Source organism: Corynebacterium tuberculostearicum SK141 (assembly GCF_000175635.1).
Lineage (GTDB): Bacteria > Actinomycetota > Actinomycetes > Mycobacteriales > Mycobacteriaceae > Corynebacterium > Corynebacterium tuberculostearicum_C.
The window spans coordinates 194,398-209,770 of sequence record NZ_ACVP01000003.1 but is presented as its reverse complement, the minus strand read 5'-3'; the positions used below and the strand labels follow the sequence as shown (position 1 = coordinate 209,770).

The following is a 15,373-nucleotide window of genomic DNA, read 5'->3' as shown; positions in this document are numbered from 1 at the left end:
CACGCCCCACCGGCTTGTATAGAACAATGATTCGATATTACGCTGTCTGGAGTGGAATTTAATGGCGGAAAAGCACTGTCGTGGTCGCGGGTGGAGCGCATTCTCTCTGGTCGCGAATCTACTGCGCCCGTGCCGGTTAATCACCTTCATGGGCCAGCGGATTCTGCTCGGCGTGGTCACTCCGCCGTCCCCTTCGCGGAGTTGCACGCGGTAAGTTCCTATAGCTTTCTTGACGGCGCCGCCGAGCCGGAGGAACTGGTGGCCCGAGCTGTAGAGCTGGGCCTTGAGGGGCTGGCCATTGTAGACTGCGATGGCTTTTATGGCCTGATGAAATTTGCTGAAGCCGCAGCTAAAGCAGGACTTCCCGCCGTATATGGTGCGGAGCTATCGCTTGCGGAGGCCCCGGTGACCGTGCTGGCACGCACTCCGGAGGGCTATCGCCGCCTGTCGCGCCTCATCGCGCGCGCCCGAATGGAGGCTGGGGAGAAGGATCGCGTAGCTTATCCGCCGTTAGATGAGGTGGCACGCGAACTGGAAGGGGAGTGCTTCTTTCTGGTGGGGCCGGAGGCGCTAGCGGAAATCGATAACCTGCTCGAAAGAATAAAAATAGACAGCATAGTTCTCGAATATTCGTGCAGCATGTCCCCCGAGGATGCGGATCAGCACCGTTTCCTCGATAAATACAATAACCTGCGGGCCATCGCAACCGCACGGCCCGCGGCCGCGACCCGCGACCAAGCTCGGCTCGCCGCCGCCAAGCGTGCCCTAGCCCGGCGCGAATCCCTTGCGGCCGCCGCGCCGCACGCCCACCCCATGGGTGCTGGCTGGCTGCGATCCGGCGAGCAGATGGCGCAACTCTTGCCGGATCGGCCGGAGCTCATCGCCGAAACCGTGGCGCTCGCCCGAGAGTGTTCCTTTACCTGGGACGCGCTCGCTCCCAACCTGCCGCATTTTCCGGTGCCGGAGGGGTATACCGAAATGAGCTGGCTGGAGCATGAGGTCTGGCGCCGCGCTAAGGACCGCTATGCTTCGCGCCCGGCCGAGATCAGGCAGGCGGCAAGGAAACAGATTCGGCATGAGCTGGGCGTCATCAAGCAGCTGGGCTTCCCCGGCTACTTCCTGATTGTGTGCGACCTGGTGGATTTTTGCCGCCGCGAGAATATTCTGTGCCAAGGCCGCGGCTCGGCCGCCAACTCCGCGGTGTGCTTTGCGCTGGGCATTACCAACGCCGAGCCCATCTCCGCGCAGCTGCTCTTCGAGCGCTTTCTCTCCCCGGACCGCGATGGCCCGCCCGATATTGATATCGACATCGAGTCCGGCCGCCGCGAGGAAGTTATTCAGTATGTCTACCGCACCCACGGCCGCGATCGCGCCGCGCAGGTGGCCAATGTCATTACCTATCGCCGCAAGGGAGCTACGCGCGATGCCGCCCGCGCGTTGGGCTACCCGCAGGGCTCGGCCGATGCGTGGTCGAAAGGTACCTCTGAGCCGCCTGCCGACGTCTCCTCATTAGCCGAGCAATTCCTCGGCCAGCCCCGCCACCTAGGCATCCACTCCGGTGGCATGGTGCTATGTGATCGGCCCATTGCGGACGTCGTTCCTATGGAATGGGCGCGCATGGAAAATCGTTCCGTATTGCAGTGGGATAAGGACGATTGCGCGGCCGCCGGCCTGGTGAAATTCGATCTCTTGGGCCTAGGCATGCTGGAGGCGCTGCACCATATGATCGATGCTGTGCGCGCCACCACCGGCCGCGAGGTGCACCTGTGGGAGCTCGACCTTGCCGAGCCGGAGGTCTATGACATGCTCTGCCGCGCCGATGCGGTGGGCGTCTTCCAAGTGGAATCCCGCGCGCAGCTGGCCACGCTACCGCGGCTGAAGCCGCGCCGCTTCTTTGACTTGGTGGTCGAGGTCGCGCTCATTCGCCCCGGCCCCATCCAGGGCGGGTCCGTGCACCCCTACCTTCGCCGCCGCGATGGATTGGAGGAGGTCACCTATGACCATCCCGTGTTGGAGAAATCCCTGGGCAAAACCCTGGGCATCCCGCTTTTCCAGGAACAGCTGATGCAGATTGCAGTCGATGCCGCCGGCTTTTCCGGCGCCGAGGCCGATGACCTACGCCGCGCCATGGGCTCGAAGCGCTCCCCGGAAAAGATGGCCGCGCTGCGCAGCCGCTTCTTTGCCGGCCTGCGCGAGACCAACGGTATCGAGGGCGAGGTGGCAGAAAAGCTGTGGGCAAAAATCGTGGCCTTCGCCGCCTATGGCTTCCCGGAATCGCACTCGCAGTCTTTTGCCTCGCTGGTGTATTTTTCCGCGTGGTTTAAATACCACTACCCGGCGGAATTCTGCGTGGGGTTGCTGCGCGCGCAGCCGATGGGTTTCTATTCCCCGCAGTCGCTCATCCAGGATGCTCGGCGCCACGGCGTGCGGGTGCTGCCGGTAAGCATTAATGACTCCGGCGCCCAGGCCCATGCGACGGGATCGGCGGAGATTCGCTTGGGCCTTAACCTCATCAAGGGGCTGGGGGAGTCCGCCGCCAAGCGCGTGGAGGCGGGCGCGCCTTTTACTAGCATGTCCGATCTTTCGCGCCGGGCGGATCTCAGCGTGGAGCAGGTGGAGGCGCTGGCTACGGCCGGGGCGTTGGAGTGCCTTGGGCTGGATCGTCGCCAAGCGCTGTGGCAGGCCGGCGTCGCCGCCACCGAGCGCGAGGGCATGCTGCCTGGTACGTCCGCCCTGGCTTCGCCGCACCTGCCCGGTATGTCCGCGTTTGAGCTCATGGCTACCGACGTCGCCGCGACCGGCGTGACCCATAATCAGCAGCCGATGGAGCTGGTGCGTGCCTCGCTTGCCGACGTCCTCCCTGCCTCCCATCTCCCCCATGTCCCCGATGGCACCCGCGTGCGCATCGCCGGCATCATTACTCACCGCCAGCGCCCACGTACTGCTTCTGGCCTGACCTTTTTGGGTGTGGAAGATGAAACCGGCCTGATGAACGTGATGGTCTCACCCGGATTGTGGTCGCGGCATAAAGTTCTGGCCCGCACCGCTCGCGCAATGATCATCCGCGGCATCGTACAAAATGCCACCGGAGCGGTCAGCGTGGTCGCGGATAAGCTCGAGCCGTTGGACTTTGGTAAATTCCTCTCCCGCGGCTCCCGTGACTTCCGCTAGTTGCCGCCGCTGCGCAGCTCGTCCGCGTTGAGCTTATTGGCCAATTCCTTGGCTACCGCAAACGGAATCCACAGCAGCTGGATATAGATGAGCTTGGCAAAGAAGATGGCGATATTAGCCCCGGAGGTCGCCTGCTCCACCGCAACCTGCTCCGCGCTGAAGAAGCGCAGCCCAAAGGCGGTGGCGCCGGCGACGAGGAAGAGCACTATGGCCGTGGCCAATGCGGTTTTCAGGCCCTTGTCGCGGGCGTTGGTATGCAGGCGCAGCTCGTACTCATCCATTTCCGTAGTGGGAACGTCGAGGTGCCGAATGGACTGGCGCAGCCACGTGGTGCACATGGTCGCCGCAATGCCAGCTATCGGCCACAGCAGATTAGACAAGCCAAGCGCGAAGAAGTGCAGGGCCGCCGCCACGATGGCCAGGCCGAGAAAAATGTCGCCGGCTAGGATCAAGCGCTTGCGGCGGGAAACAGAGGCGGGAATTGTGGTAGCCATTAGGAATTCTTCCTATAGATTTCAGTGGACATAGGGGCAAATTCCTGGCGGGAAAAGATAGCCTCCACCGGAAGGTCAAAGACTTCGCAGACGCGAAAGGCTAGGTCCAGGCTGGGGGAGTGGTCCCCGCGCTCGAGGGCTCCGACGGTCTGGGGATTGACGTCGATGGCCTCAGCCAGCTGCGCGCGCGACATGTCCCGCTCGGCGCGCAGCACGCGTACCCGGTTATAAATGGGTGCGGAGGGCTTCTTCTTTGGGGACATGAGTCAAAGTATTGCATAAACCCAACACCCTGGCAAGGGTTGTTACTCGACGCCGAAGATATCCCCCGGCTGACAATCCAATGCCGTGCACAGTGCTGCCAGGGTGCTAAAGCGTACGGCCTTGGCGCGATTATTCTTTAGGACGGAGAGGTTAACTGGGGTGATTCCTACTTCTCTAGCGAGCCCCGCGCCGGTAACGCCGCGCTCTTCCATGATGCGGTCGAGGTGGCAAACCACCTGGGGTTCTTGTGTTTCAGACAAGGCCTTCGACCTCCTCTTCCAGCTTGCAGCCGCGCTTGATGGCGGCCGAGAAGAGCTGCAAGGTGCAGACGAAGAGGTAGGGCAGGGCGAGCTCGCCAAGGGATGTTCCGTCCTGGCTGGCCCACCAGTCGATTCCAAGCTGTGAGGAGGCCCAGTTATTGCCCAGGCCTTCGAGTGCGAACCGTCCGATAAACCAGACGAGGATGCCGGCGGTCATTCCGTTCAGGAGGCGGATATTTTTCGTATTAAAAACCTGCCCGCGAAGCATTGGCCTGACCAGACGGTAGGCAAAGAACGCGATGATTAAGATTGCCGCGATTTTGGTAACGAGCGCCGCAGTGAGTATCCAGAATGGTCCGCCGTCGAGGTTGTGTTTGCTTAGGCCTTCTGGGATGGCTGCGCTCAGTGCGGTGGAAAAGCGGCCGGTGGCAAGGTCGCGCAGGTAGGTGGGGCCGAGGATGATGATGGTGAGGAGGGCGAGACCGGCTGCCGCATTAATTTCGCGGCGCTCGGCCTTGGGGGCGGGTTGTGGGGTGGTCATGACAATCCTTTCCGTCGATAACTTATCGACTTTCGATGTTGTCGTAATTCGATAATATCGATTAGCGATAAGTGACGCAAGAGCTGGACCCGATTGATACTGTCAATAACTATGAGCGAAGAAATGAATCCCGTCTCGCCGCGCCTGGTTACCTCGCGCTATATCCACCACCTGAGCTGGATGTTTCTGCTTGCCGCGGCCGCCGCTGCTGCAGGCTTCTGGTGGACCCCGTGGTTTTATTGGGCGGCCGGAATTTTCGTCGCCCTTTTCTTCTGGCTGCTCTGGCTCATCCCGGCCCAAGTGCGCAACATGGGCTGGCTCGAAACCGACGATGAGCTACTTATCACCCGCGGCAAGCTCTGGCATTCCTTCACCGTGGTGCCCTATGGCCGCATCCAATTCGTCGACGTGACCTCCGGGCCTATCGACCGCGCGCTCGGGTTGAAAAAGTTGCAGCTCCATACGGCCTCGGCCAGCACGGACGCCACCATTAAGGGCCTAGAAGCCCCGCTTGCCGACGCCCTCCGCACCCGCCTTGCCCACCAAGCCCGCGAACGGATGAGCGGACTATGAGTGATCAGTCCAGCACCACACCGCAGTATCAACACGTCCACCGGCTCACCCCGCTGCTGCGCCTGTGGTCGGTAATCCTGGCGCTTATCGCGGCCTTCGCCCTCAACGTCAACATGGCGGCCCTGCGCGATATCTTCGCCTTCATCACCGGCGAACACCGCGGCGAGGCCTTGCGTGATACCGCCCTCGCCCTCGCCGGTTTCATCGCGGTCTGCGCGGTGGTGTGGCTCGTCTCCGGCCTATGGTGGCGCCGCATGGGCTATCGGCTCGGCGCAGAAGAGCTTTCTCTGCGCCGCGGCCTATTATCTGTCCAGCTGCGCACCGCACGCTATGACCGCACGCAGGCCGTTGACGTCGTCGAGCCCGTCATCGCCCGACTCTTTCGCCTCGCGGCCGTGCGCGTGGAAACCGCAGGTGGTCAATCTTCTGTCATCGAAATCGCCTACCTAAAAAAGTCCGACGCCGAGGCCCTACGCGATGACATCCTCGCCCGCGTCCATGGTGCTCCCGCACCCACACCGGCCGCCACCGACACTGACATCGACGCAACCTCCGCCGACGCGATCGGCGCCCACACACCCGCCGCGACGGTCGAAGAACCGGCCCTCGTGCCCGAAATCCCGATCGCGCGCTCCCTTATGGCGGCCGCGCTGCGCGCCTCCACGCTTTTCCTCGTCGGCTTCCTCATCGTCGTCGTGGTCACCCGGCTGCCGCTGTCGACCGCGCTGCCCATCCTCGTCGGCGCGATCCCCAACGCCTGGAACGTGCTCGATTCCTCCTGGCGCTACACCGCCCGCACCGACGGCGAGGTCCTCAACATCACCTACGGCCTGGCCGATCGCCGCCGCCAAAGCATCCGCCTTGACCGCATCCACGCCGTGCAAATTACCCAGCCGTTTCTCTGGCGGCCGTTGGGCTGGTATGAGGTGAGGGTTTCGGTGGCGGGATATGGGGCGTCGGCAAGCGGCAAGGCTTCTGGCTCCACCCGCATCCTGCCGGTGGGCACCCTCGTCCAAGCCCGGCAATTCCTCCCGGCCGATGCCGCCCCCACCTACGCCTCGCCGGCCCGCGCCAAATGGGTCTCCCCGCTGGATTACCGCCAGCAAACCGTCGCGCTCACCGGCGAGTATGTCATCGTGCGCAACGGCCGGCTCAACCGCCGCGTCAAGGCCATCCACACCTCCCATATCCAGGAGCTCACCTACCGCCGCGGGCCGATTTCCCAGGCGCTCGGCCTGGCCACCGTCGACCTCGACCTAGTCCAAGGGCCCGTGCGCATGGCCGCGCGCAACCTCACGCTTGCCGACGCCACCGCACTCCTTGCCCGCCTGCGCTCCCGCCAGCTGCCAGGACTTAAACCGCCCCGTTAAATCCCAGCTGGCGCCACGCCTCGAATACGGCCGTCGACGCCGAATTCGACAGGTTCATCGAGCGCCTGGCCGGCACCATCGGAATGCGCACGCGGTCCGTCACGCGCGGATGGTTAATATGCTCCTCCGGCAGGCCAGTCGGCTCCGTGCCGAAGAGCAAGACATCGCCTTCCTGGTATTCGATATCCGTAAACCACTTATCCGTATGCGTGGTAAACGCGAATACGCGCGCCCCCGGCAGTGCATCCATGCAGGCCTGAAAATCCTTGTGAATCTGCACATCAGCCAGATCGTGATAATCCAGTCCGGCGCGCTTTAAGTGCTTATCGTCGAAATTAAAGCCCAGCGGCTCAATCAGGTGCAGGCTCGCGCCTGTTACCGCGGCCGTGCGGATGGCGTTGCCCGTATTTGTAGGAATGACCGGGTTATCAAAGACAATGTGCAGCTGGCTCATGCCTTCAGTCTAGGATGGTGGCTATGAGCGCTACCAAACTAGATGGCACACTGTACCGCGACGAGATTTTTTCCGACCTTGCCCAGCGCGTGGCCGCGCTGAAGGAGAAGGGGATTACCCCCGGCCTCGCCACCGTCCTCGTGGGCGAGGACCCCGGCTCCCAGTCCTATGTGAAGATGAAGCACCGCGACTGTGAAAAGCTCGGCATCAACTCCATCCGCAAGGACCTGTCGGCCGATATCACGCAGGAAGAACTTGAGGCCGTTATCGATGAGCTCAACGCTGATGATGCCTGCACCGGCTACATCGTCCAGCTCCCGCTGCCGAAGCACCTAGATGAAAACGCCATCCTCGAGCGAATCGACCCCGCCAAGGATGCCGATGGCCTGCACCCGGTTAACCTGGGCAAGCTCGTGCTCAACGAGGACGCACCCCTGCCGTGTACCCCGAATGGCTGCCTGCACCTTTTGCGCCGCTTCGGCGTTGAGCTCAACGGCGCCAAGACCGTGGTCATCGGCCGCGGTGTGACCGTTGGCCGCCCTATTGGCCTGATGCTTACCCGCCGCAGCGAGAACTCCACCGTCACCCTCTGCCACACCGGCACCAAGGACCTGGCCGCCGAGACCCGCGAGGCCGATATCGTCATCGCCGCCGCCGGCCAGCCCCACATGCTCACTGCGGACATGATTAAGGAAGGCGCCGCGCTTCTCGACGTCGGAGTCTCCCGCGTCGACGGCAAGCTCACCGGCGACATCCACCCAGACTGCTGGGACAAGGCCGGATTCGTCTCGCCGAACCCGGGCGGCGTCGGCCCGCTGACCCGTGCCTTCTTGGTGCGCAATATCGTCGAGCGCGCGGAAAAGTTGGCGTGAATCTAGACAACCCGCACGACGCCGGCCTCGCGCCCTCCCCGCTGCCTCCCGCCGCGCAGTGGGCGGCTATCGGCATGTTCGTGGCCGGCGTGGTCGTCTCTGGCGGCTATGCCGTCTTCGAATACTGGCGCCGGGCCACGTTCCTCCTCGGCCTGGCCTTGCTGTGGCTCACCGTGGTCCGCCTGACGTGTGATTCCAGTCGCGTCGGCGTGCTGGCAGTGCGCTCGCGCCGCTTCGATGCCTGCTTTACCGGCCTGCTCGGCGCCACGATGGCCTTTCTGGCCTTCTCGGTGGACTCGCTCGGCAGCTAGTTGTCCACAGGTTTTTGTAGAGCCATCACCCAACTCGGCCCTAAATGGTGTAGTTCGGGCGGTTATCCACAGGTCACCGCCCGCCACCGCGCGTCGGCATGCGCGGCCGGCTTAGGCTCGGGGCCATGATTTCGAACTACCTGGCTGCCGTGAACTCCCCGATGGTGCTCATCGAGGAGTGCGCTGGGCTGTCGGTAGAAGAGCTCGTCGATAAGGGCTTTAGCGATCGCGAGGCCGCCGAGTTTGCCCGCCTTGCTGATACCTACTTCGGCCGCACCTCCTTTCGCGCCAAGCAGCGCACCGCCCGCCGCACTACGCTGCCGCTCGACGCGCTAAAAATCATCGAGCACTACGCGCAGAAGATGAAAACCCAGCGCGCGGCCTGGGCACTGCGCGAGGAACTCTGCGCCCTGCGCGTTGCTACCAGCGAGATTGAAAAGCGCGCCCGCCGCCTGGTGCGCGAGGAGCGTACCACCAAGCGCTCTGAGGGCGTGCGCCTGACCCGCCGCCGCGATGACCTGTGGACGCTGACCATTACCGCCGAGTCCGAACTGGTGGCAGAGATTAACAACCATGTCTCCACCGTCGCCGATGCCCGCCGCGTCTTTTCCCAGGGTGCCGCCGCCTCCACAATCACCACCAATGTGGTGCTTACCCTCAATGAGATGGTCAAGGTCATCCACGGCGAGGACGTTACCCTGCAGCTGACCAATGGCGCGCAAATCTCCGGTGCGGATCTTGCCCGCCGCGCGCTTGCCGACGTCGGCCTTATCACCCTCATCCACCCCGTCACCGGCCCCGTAAACCTCTATCAATCGCGGCGCCGGGCTACATGGAAGCAACGCCAGATGGCGATGGCGGAAAACCCTGTGTGCCCGTGGCCCGACTGCCATACGCCAGCGGATGAATGCCAGGTCCACCACCTCACCCCGTGGCTGCTCGGTGGGGACACAAATCCCGAGAACCTCACCATGGCCTGCAAATATCACAACGGGGTCAATGATGATGACCCCAATGCGCCGCCGCGCCGCGGTCGGCTCGAGCGCCGCCCCGGCGAAGGTATCGTCTGGCGTCCGCCCTGGGCCACACCGCCCGAAGACGGCTGAGCCCCGTTCCGCCTCTGCTCGCCACGACTGGCCTTAGGACCAGCGCAGCGTGCCGCACCGCTTATAGCTAGTGCGCGCTGCGCAGCTTTGGCGATCGCAGATGCAGCGAGGCGTTAAATCGAGTACTCGGTGGGATCACCTGCCGCAGAATCGATGCTCGGGTCCGGTTGGGAAAGCGTGAGGAAGTTTCGCAAGATGCGATCCATCTGGCGTGACTCGGTAAGGAAAGCGTCGTGGCCTACCGGGGAGACAACCTTCGCCATCGCCAGCAGGTTGCCGAGGTTGCGCGAGATGTGTTCTTGCTGGTGATACGGGTACAAGATATCCGTGTCTACGCCGACGACCATGGTCGGCACCTCTGATGTGCCCAGCGCGCGGTTAAGGCCGCCGCGGCCGCGGCCGATATCGTGGCGGTTGAGAGCTTCGGTGAGGGTGACGTAGGAGCCGGCATCGAAGCGGTCGGCCAGCTTGGTGCCCTGGTAGTCCAGGTAGGAATTGACCGCGAAGCGCTCATTGCGGCGGCGGTAGGGCCCGAGCGGGTTCTCGCCGGTCTGGGCCTGGACGCCGAAGCGCTCGTCGATTTCCTGCTCGCCGCGATACGTCAGGTGCGCAATGCGACGCGCGGCCGCCAGCCCCTCGCGCGGGCGCTGCGCGGAGGCGTAGTAATCGCCGCCGTGCCAGAAGGAATCCTGCTCAATGGCCGCGATTTGCGCCGACTGGATGCCAATCTGCCAGGCGGAAGCGCGGGCTGATACGGCAATGACGCAGGCCGCATCAATGGCCTCGGGGTGCATCAGCGTCCACTCCAGTGTGCGCGCGCCACCCATCGAGCCGCCGATGACAGCGTGGACGTGGGTGATGCCGAGCTCGCGGAGCGCGGCGCGCTCGGCCGCAACGAGGTCGCGCACGGACAGTGCGGGGAAGCGCGAGCCCCAGGCGCGGCCGTCGTCCGGGTGCGGGGAGGCGGGGCCGGTGGAGCCGCCGCAGCCGCCCAGTGCGTTGGTGGCGATAACGCACCACTTCGTCGTATCTAGCGCCTTGCCGGGGCCGACCAGATCGGCCCACCATTCGGCCACATTCGAGTCACCGGTCAGGGCGTGTTCAACCACAATGACGTTATTGCGGCCGTGGGGATCGCCGAGGAGGTGGCCGAAGCGGTGGTAGGCAATGTGGGCGTCGGCAAGCGTGGCGCCGGCTTCGGTGTGGAAGTCGCCGATGCTAACTAGCTTCATGCCAGCGCGTTAAAGCCCAGCTCGAGGTCCGCGATGATGTCATCGATGTGCTCGATGCCCACGGACAGGCGGATGGTGGACTGGGTGATGCCGGCCGCGGCGAGCGCAGGCTCGTCGGACTGGGAGTGCGTGGTGGTTGCCGGGTGCACGGCCAGAGAGCGGGTGTCGCCGATATTGGCGAGGTTGGAGTGGAGCTTGAGGGCGTCGATAAACGCCCAGGCTTCCTCGCGGCCGCCGTCGATGTCGAAGGAGAGCACGGAGCCGGTGTAGGCGTAGCCGAGCTTTTCCTTGGTGGCCTTATACGGCGAGGAGTTCAAGCCGGCGTAGTTGACCTTGGCGACCTTGGCGTGGCCTTCCAGGTACTCGGCGACGGCCTGGGCGTTGGCATTGTGCTTTTCGACGCGCAGTCCCACCGTCTCAATTCCATTCAGCGTCAGCCAGGCGTTGAAGGGGGAGATGGCGGCGCCAGTATCGCGCAGCAGGCCGGCGCGGGCCTTGAGTGCGAAGGCTGGGGCGCCAAGATCGGCGTACTTCAGGCCGTGGTAGGCCTCGTCTGGGGTGACGAAGTAGGGAAAGACGGGCTCGCCGTTGCGGGTAACGGTCCAGTCGAAGGAGCCGCCGTCGATAATCGCGCCGCCGATGGCCGAGCCATTGCCGGTGTAGAACTTGGTGGTGGACACAACGACGATGTCCGCGCCGAGGTCCAACGGCCGGGCGAGGGCGGCGGTGGCGATGGTGTTATCCACGATGAGCGGGACCTGGTTGTTGTGGGCGACCTCGGCGATGGCCGGGATATCGAGGACATCGGCCACGGGGTTGCCGAAGGTCTCGCCGTAGAAGGCCTTCGTATTCGGCTGGACGGCGTCCTGCCAGGATTGCGGATCATCCGGGTTCTCGACGAGGGTAACGTCGATGCCCAGGCGCTTGAGCGTGACGGTAAAGAGGGTGGAGGTGCCGCCGTAGAGGCGCGGAGAGGTCACGATGTGGTCGCCGGCCGAGGCGAGATTCAGAATAGCCGCGGTTTCGGCGGCCTGGCCGGAAGCGAAGGCGACGGCCGCGACGCCGCCCTCGAGGGAGGCGAGGCGCTCTTCCAACGCGTCCTGGGTGGGGTTGGTCAGGCGGGTGTAGATGGGGCCCGCGTCCGAGAGGTTGAAGCGGTTGGCCGCGTGCTCGGCGTCGTTAAAGACGTAGGAGGTGGTCTGGTAAATCGGCACGTTGCGGGCATTGTGGTGCCCATCGAGGTTTTGGCCGGCGTGGAGGGAGCGGGTGGCGAAGGACCAGTTGGAATTGGAGTTATCGTATTTCGTCGTCATGCTTGGCAAGACTAGACCAAGCGGTATATATAGCGAACGATTTTGTGGAAACGCACTGGCAGCCGCGAGAATAAAAATAGACCAAGCGGTCGGTGTGGCGCTTGGTCTGGTGGGGTGTCTTTCTTAGCTGCGGCGGTCGTGCTCCTCGAGCTGATTAGCAATGCGGCTAGTATTCGCGCAGGTGTCATTGCTATTGTGCACGAGCTTGACTACGAGGGCGATAATTCCAGCGAGGATAAGGACGAAAACGAGGATGAGAAGGAGCTCAATCGGACCTAAAGACATCTATTACCTTTCGTTTATAAACGTGGGCTTTACGGTATCACCCCTGTAAAGCGGCCGCGACTGCAGAAAGGCTTTCGCGTAGCTCGGTATCGCTGAGGTGGCCGAAGCCGAGTACGACGCCGTCTTCAGCTTCGGCCCCGCCCCAATAATCGCGCAGCGGGGTGAGTTTGATGCCGCGGGCGGCGGCGCGGGGGACCACGGCCGAGTCGCACAGCAATACCGCGTGGAGGCCACCGTGGATGGGGAGAAGTTGGGCGCCATCGATGGAGCCCAGCGTTTCGGCCACTAGGTTGCGGCGGCGTTTATAGGTGCGGCGCATGCGGCCGGTGTGGCGTCGTAAAGCGCCGCTGGCAAGGTAGTGGGCGAGCGCGGCCTGGGGGATGGAGCCGACGGGTTGGCCGAAGACCTCGCGCACGTGGTCCACGGCCGGGCGCAGGCGCGGTGGAACGACGAGGTAGCCGCAGGCAATCGAGGGGGAGATGACCGAGGAGAAGGTACCCAGCAGCACGGTGTGTTCCGGGGCGAGTGCGGCCAGGGCGGGCAGCGGCTGGCCGACGTAGCGCAGTTCGGAGTCGAAGTCATCCTCGATAAGCAGGGCGTCGTGTGCGCGGGCCCATTCGACGAGTTCGGCGCGCCGGGCTGCGGGCAGCGAGCCGCCGTAGGGATATTGGTGGCTGGGGGTGACGATGAGGGCGTCGAGATCGGCCGTGGGGACGGTGACGCCTTCGGGGCCGGTGGGGATTTCCACCAACGTGTGGCCGAGGGCGTGGGGCACGCGGCGCAGGCTGGGGTAACCGGGGGATTCCACGCCCACGCGCAGCTGTCGGCCGAGGGCGCGCAGGAGTACGGAGAGGCCGTCGCGGGCGCCGGCCGTGATTAGCACGCAGGCCGGGTCCACGGTGAGCCCGCGCATGTGGCGCAGGTGTGCTGCGACCTCGTGGGGCAGATTGCCGGAGGGGTCGACGGCCGCTGCACGCCACGCGGCCCTCCATTCAGGGGTGAGGATGCCGGCGGTGTCGGGAAGGCCGGGGGTCAGTGACACCAGCTCGGGCTCGGCGGCGGGTGCGGGGGCCGGCTCCGGCCGTGGGGCACGCGCATGGGGAAGCAGCGGGTTGATGACGGTGCCGGAACCAACCTCGGCGGTGAGGTAGCCCTCGGCTGTGAGTTGGTCGTAGGCGGTGACCACGCTGCCTCGGGAAATGCCGAGCTGCGAAGCCAAGTGGCGGGTGGAAGGGACGCGCTCGCCGGGCAGGAGGACGCCGGCGGCAACCTGGGTGCGGAGGGCCGCGGCGATTTGCACGGGCAGCGGCCGCGTATCAGAGGGATCGAGGCGAAGGGGCACGGGCCCATCATAAGTGGTCTAATCCAACACGCTGAAAATGGCTCTTGTCTTGTACCACTTGTGTGGGCCACTATGGCACCTATGACTGAACAGGTAAATGCACAAGGACGCGCTACCACGCGCGTGAAGCGAGGACTGGCTGATATGTTGAAGGGCGGCGTCATCATGGACGTCGTGACTCCGGAGCAGGCGCGCATTGCGGAGGACGCGGGCGCGTCGGCCGTGATGGCGCTGGAGCGCGTGCCGGCCGATATCCGCGCGCAGGGCGGCGTGGCCCGCATGTCTGACCCGGAGCTTATCGAGGGCATCGTCGAAGCGGTGGACATCCCGGTCATGGCCAAGGCCCGCATCGGCCACTTTGTAGAGGCGCAGATCCTGGGCGAGCTGGGTGTGGACTTTATCGACGAGTCCGAGGTGCTTAGCCCGGCCGATTACGTCAACCACATCAATAAGTGGGATTTCGACGTGCCGTTCGTGTGTGGTGCGACCAACCTGGGCGAGGCGCTGCGCCGCATCACCGAAGGCGCGGCCATGATTCGTTCCAAGGGCGAGGCCGGCACCGGCGACGTCTCCGAGGCCGTGAAGCACCTGCGCACCATTAAGGCCGAGATCGCGCGCCTGCGCCACCTGGATCGAGACGAGCTCTACGTCGCGGCCAAGGAACTGCAGGCACCGTACGACCTGGTTGCAGAGGTGGCGGAGACCGGCAAGCTCCCGGTCGTGCTCTTCGTTGCCGGTGGCGTGGCTACGCCTGCCGACGCCGCCCTTGTCCGCCAGATGGGCGCCGAAGGCGTCTTTGTTGGCTCCGGCATCTTCAAGTCCGGCAACCCGGCGGCGCGCGCGGAGGCCATCGTGAAGGCTGCCACGCTGTACGACGACCCCGCTGAGCTCGCCAAGCTTTCCCGCGGCCTGGGCGAGGCCATGGTGGGTATTAACGTCAACGACGTGCCTGCACCGCACCGCCTGGCTGAGCGTGGCTGGTAGGACCTGTGTGCGCAGTGAAGAAATCGGCGGACACGACGCGACCGCTCGTCGGCGTGCTCGCGCTGCAAGGCGGAGTGGAAGAGCACATCGCGGTGCTGGAGAGCCTCGGCGCTGAAACGCGCCGGGTGCGCCTGCCGCAGGATCTCGACGGGCTGGACGGAATCATTCTGCCGGGCGGCGAGTCGAGCACCATCGATAAGCTGGCGCGCTCTTTTGGCGTCGCTGAGCCGCTGCGCCGCGCCGTCGAAAATGGGCTGCCGGTCCTGGCTACCTGCGCGGGTCTCATCTACAGTGCCCGCGAGCTGGAAAACCCCGCGCCGGGCCAGCAGACGCTGGGGCTTATCGACGTCACCGTGCGCCGCAACGCCTTCGGCAACCAGCGCTTCTCCGAGGAGCGCACCGTGCCCGTCGCGATGGAAGGCCAGAGGTCCGGCGTAGGAGCCTCAGGGGTAGGTGAGCCTCTAGCCATCGAGGCGAGCTTCATCCGCGCGCCCATCGTTACCCGCGCGGGCGAGGGCGTTGAGGTCATCGCCACCGTTCCCCTCCCTGCCCACGACATTGTTTCCGGTGGTGAGGAAAGTTGCGCCGGGACACGAACTCGTCCTGCTACGAGGCACGAGGCGATTGTGGGCGTGCGCCAAGGATGCGTCACGGCGTTGAGCTTCCATCCGGAAGAAAACGGCGACTCGCGCCTCCACGCAGCGTGGCTCGCTTCCTTTGACCATTAGTTCTTCCGGCAAATAACTATCGCCCAATAGTGATCTGGGTGACATTGAGGTGTGTTAGCTGAGCACATCACGC

17 protein-coding genes are annotated in these 15,373 nt (G+C 64.2%); 8 read left to right on the top strand and 9 right to left on the bottom strand.

Going from position 1 to position 15,373, the window contains the following annotated elements:
* Positions 1–51 precede the first annotated feature (51 nt).
* Positions 52–3,171: an error-prone DNA polymerase gene (locus CORTU0001_RS01375; RefSeq protein WP_005326804.1), complete on the top strand. Its 3,120-nt coding sequence runs from the start codon at positions 52–54 to the stop codon at positions 3,169–3,171.
* On the opposite strand, the gene CORTU0001_RS01370 is transcribed toward CORTU0001_RS01375, so the two are convergent.
* The 4 genes from CORTU0001_RS01370 to CORTU0001_RS01355 are packed head-to-tail and all read right to left on the bottom strand — an operon-like array spanning position 3,168 to position 4,730.
* Positions 3,168–3,665, bottom strand: coding sequence for a hypothetical protein (locus tag CORTU0001_RS01370; RefSeq protein ID WP_005326801.1), 498 nt, complete (start codon positions 3,663–3,665; stop codon positions 3,168–3,170). The genes CORTU0001_RS01375 and CORTU0001_RS01370 overlap by 4 nt on opposite strands.
* Entirely contained in the window at positions 3,665–3,928 is a 264-nt protein-coding gene (locus CORTU0001_RS01365; RefSeq protein ID WP_005322660.1) for a helix-turn-helix transcriptional regulator, read from the bottom strand. Before CORTU0001_RS01365 ends, CORTU0001_RS01370 begins: the two co-directional genes overlap by 1 nt.
* 42 nt (positions 3,929–3,970) lie before the next feature.
* Positions 3,971–4,189, bottom strand: coding sequence for a helix-turn-helix domain-containing protein (locus CORTU0001_RS01360; protein WP_034667872.1), 219 nt, complete (start codon positions 4,187–4,189; stop codon positions 3,971–3,973).
* Complete coding sequence (locus CORTU0001_RS01355; RefSeq protein WP_218840718.1) at positions 4,182–4,730, bottom strand: hypothetical protein; 549 nt, start codon at positions 4,728–4,730, stop codon at positions 4,182–4,184. Before CORTU0001_RS01355 ends, CORTU0001_RS01360 begins: the two co-directional genes overlap by 8 nt.
* Before the next feature lie 111 nt (positions 4,731–4,841).
* Here CORTU0001_RS01355 and CORTU0001_RS01350 point away from each other — a divergent pair, with 111 nt between their 5' ends.
* Both CORTU0001_RS01350 and CORTU0001_RS01345 read left to right on the top strand, forming a co-directional pair.
* Positions 4,842–5,303 (top strand): PH domain-containing protein, encoded by a 462-nt coding sequence (locus CORTU0001_RS01350; protein ID WP_005326799.1) that lies wholly within the window; start codon positions 4,842–4,844, stop codon positions 5,301–5,303.
* Positions 5,300–6,673 carry a PH domain-containing protein gene (locus tag CORTU0001_RS01345; RefSeq protein WP_005326798.1) on the top strand — a complete coding sequence of 458 codons (1,374 nt, stop codon included), beginning with the start codon at positions 5,300–5,302 and terminating at the stop codon, positions 6,671–6,673. Before CORTU0001_RS01350 ends, CORTU0001_RS01345 begins: the two co-directional genes overlap by 4 nt.
* Here CORTU0001_RS01345 and CORTU0001_RS01340 read toward each other — a convergent pair.
* Positions 6,657–7,127 carry a tRNA (cytidine(34)-2'-O)-methyltransferase gene (locus CORTU0001_RS01340; protein ID WP_005322648.1) on the bottom strand — a complete coding sequence of 157 codons (471 nt, stop codon included), beginning with the start codon at positions 7,125–7,127 and terminating at the stop codon, positions 6,657–6,659. The two genes, CORTU0001_RS01345 and CORTU0001_RS01340, sit on opposite strands and share 17 nt — an antisense overlap.
* A gap of 23 nt (positions 7,128–7,150) precedes the next feature.
* Here CORTU0001_RS01340 and CORTU0001_RS01335 point away from each other — a divergent pair, with 23 nt between their 5' ends.
* From CORTU0001_RS01335 to CORTU0001_RS01325, 3 genes are all read left to right on the top strand, one after another.
* Positions 7,151–7,999, top strand: a complete 849-nt coding sequence (locus CORTU0001_RS01335; RefSeq protein WP_005326797.1) for a bifunctional methylenetetrahydrofolate dehydrogenase/methenyltetrahydrofolate cyclohydrolase — start codon at positions 7,151–7,153, stop codon at positions 7,997–7,999.
* Complete coding sequence (locus CORTU0001_RS01330; RefSeq protein WP_005326796.1) at positions 7,996–8,310, top strand: DUF3017 domain-containing protein; 315 nt, start codon at positions 7,996–7,998, stop codon at positions 8,308–8,310. Before CORTU0001_RS01335 ends, CORTU0001_RS01330 begins: the two co-directional genes overlap by 4 nt.
* Positions 8,311–8,435: 125 nt before the next feature.
* Complete coding sequence (locus CORTU0001_RS01325; RefSeq protein ID WP_005326795.1) at positions 8,436–9,416, top strand: HNH endonuclease signature motif containing protein; 981 nt, start codon at positions 8,436–8,438, stop codon at positions 9,414–9,416.
* Positions 9,417–9,529: 113 nt separating this feature from the next.
* Here CORTU0001_RS01325 and metX read toward each other — a convergent pair whose 3' ends face one another.
* The 4 genes from metX to pdxR form a co-directional block, all read right to left on the bottom strand.
* Positions 9,530–10,648 (bottom strand): homoserine O-acetyltransferase MetX, encoded by a 1,119-nt coding sequence (metX, locus tag CORTU0001_RS01320; RefSeq protein ID WP_005326794.1) that lies wholly within the window; start codon positions 10,646–10,648, stop codon positions 9,530–9,532.
* The gene (locus CORTU0001_RS01315; protein ID WP_005326793.1) at positions 10,645–11,961 is read right to left on the bottom strand and encodes an O-acetylhomoserine/O-acetylserine sulfhydrylase; all 1,317 of its coding nucleotides are present in this window, start codon (positions 11,959–11,961) and stop codon (positions 10,645–10,647) included. Before CORTU0001_RS01315 ends, metX begins: the two co-directional genes overlap by 4 nt.
* A gap of 123 nt (positions 11,962–12,084) precedes the next feature.
* Positions 12,085–12,246: a hypothetical protein gene (locus CORTU0001_RS11770; protein ID WP_167313628.1), complete on the bottom strand. Its 162-nt coding sequence runs from the start codon at positions 12,244–12,246 to the stop codon at positions 12,085–12,087.
* Between the two features lie 37 nt (positions 12,247–12,283).
* Positions 12,284–13,588: a MocR-like pyridoxine biosynthesis transcription factor PdxR gene (gene pdxR, locus CORTU0001_RS01310; protein ID WP_005326792.1), complete on the bottom strand. Its 1,305-nt coding sequence runs from the start codon at positions 13,586–13,588 to the stop codon at positions 12,284–12,286.
* Positions 13,589–13,669: 81 nt separating this feature from the next.
* Between pdxR and pdxS the strand changes: the two genes are divergently transcribed.
* The gene (gene pdxS / locus CORTU0001_RS01305; RefSeq protein WP_034667867.1) at positions 13,670–14,572 is read left to right on the top strand and encodes a pyridoxal 5'-phosphate synthase lyase subunit PdxS; all 903 of its coding nucleotides are present in this window, start codon (positions 13,670–13,672) and stop codon (positions 14,570–14,572) included.
* 14 nt (positions 14,573–14,586) lie between these two features.
* Positions 14,587–15,300, top strand: coding sequence for a pyridoxal 5'-phosphate synthase glutaminase subunit PdxT (pdxT, locus tag CORTU0001_RS01300; RefSeq protein WP_005326789.1), 714 nt, complete (start codon positions 14,587–14,589; stop codon positions 15,298–15,300).
* The last annotated feature ends 73 nt before the right edge of the window (positions 15,301–15,373 follow it).

What these genes read in the sequence shown, in the direction of transcription:
- CORTU0001_RS01370 (WP_005326801.1), bottom strand. Translation starts at nt 3,665, where the DNA reads ATGGCTACCACAATTCCCGCCTCTGTTTCCCGCCGCAAGCGCTTGATC.
- CORTU0001_RS01365 (WP_005322660.1), bottom strand. Translation starts at nt 3,928, where the DNA reads ATGTCCCCAAAGAAGAAGCCCTCCGCACCCATTTATAACCGGGTACGC.
- CORTU0001_RS01355 (WP_218840718.1), bottom strand. Translation starts at nt 4,730, where the DNA reads ATGACCACCCCACAACCCGCCCCCAAGGCCGAGCGCCGCGAAATTAAT.
- CORTU0001_RS01350 (WP_005326799.1), top strand. Translation starts at nt 4,842, where the DNA reads ATGAGCGAAGAAATGAATCCCGTCTCGCCGCGCCTGGTTACCTCGCGC.
- CORTU0001_RS01345 (WP_005326798.1), top strand. Translation starts at nt 5,300, where the DNA reads ATGAGTGATCAGTCCAGCACCACACCGCAGTATCAACACGTCCACCGG.
- CORTU0001_RS01340 (WP_005322648.1), bottom strand. Translation starts at nt 7,127, where the DNA reads ATGAGCCAGCTGCACATTGTCTTTGATAACCCGGTCATTCCTACAAAT.
- CORTU0001_RS01335 (WP_005326797.1), top strand. Translation starts at nt 7,151, where the DNA reads ATGAGCGCTACCAAACTAGATGGCACACTGTACCGCGACGAGATTTTT.
- CORTU0001_RS01325 (WP_005326795.1), top strand. Translation starts at nt 8,436, where the DNA reads ATGATTTCGAACTACCTGGCTGCCGTGAACTCCCCGATGGTGCTCATC.
- metX (WP_005326794.1), bottom strand. Translation starts at nt 10,648, where the DNA reads ATGAAGCTAGTTAGCATCGGCGACTTCCACACCGAAGCCGGCGCCACG.
- CORTU0001_RS01315 (WP_005326793.1), bottom strand. Translation starts at nt 11,961, where the DNA reads ATGACGACGAAATACGATAACTCCAATTCCAACTGGTCCTTCGCCACC.
- CORTU0001_RS11770 (WP_167313628.1), bottom strand. Translation starts at nt 12,246, where the DNA reads ATGTCTTTAGGTCCGATTGAGCTCCTTCTCATCCTCGTTTTCGTCCTT.
- pdxS (WP_034667867.1), top strand. Translation starts at nt 13,670, where the DNA reads ATGACTGAACAGGTAAATGCACAAGGACGCGCTACCACGCGCGTGAAG.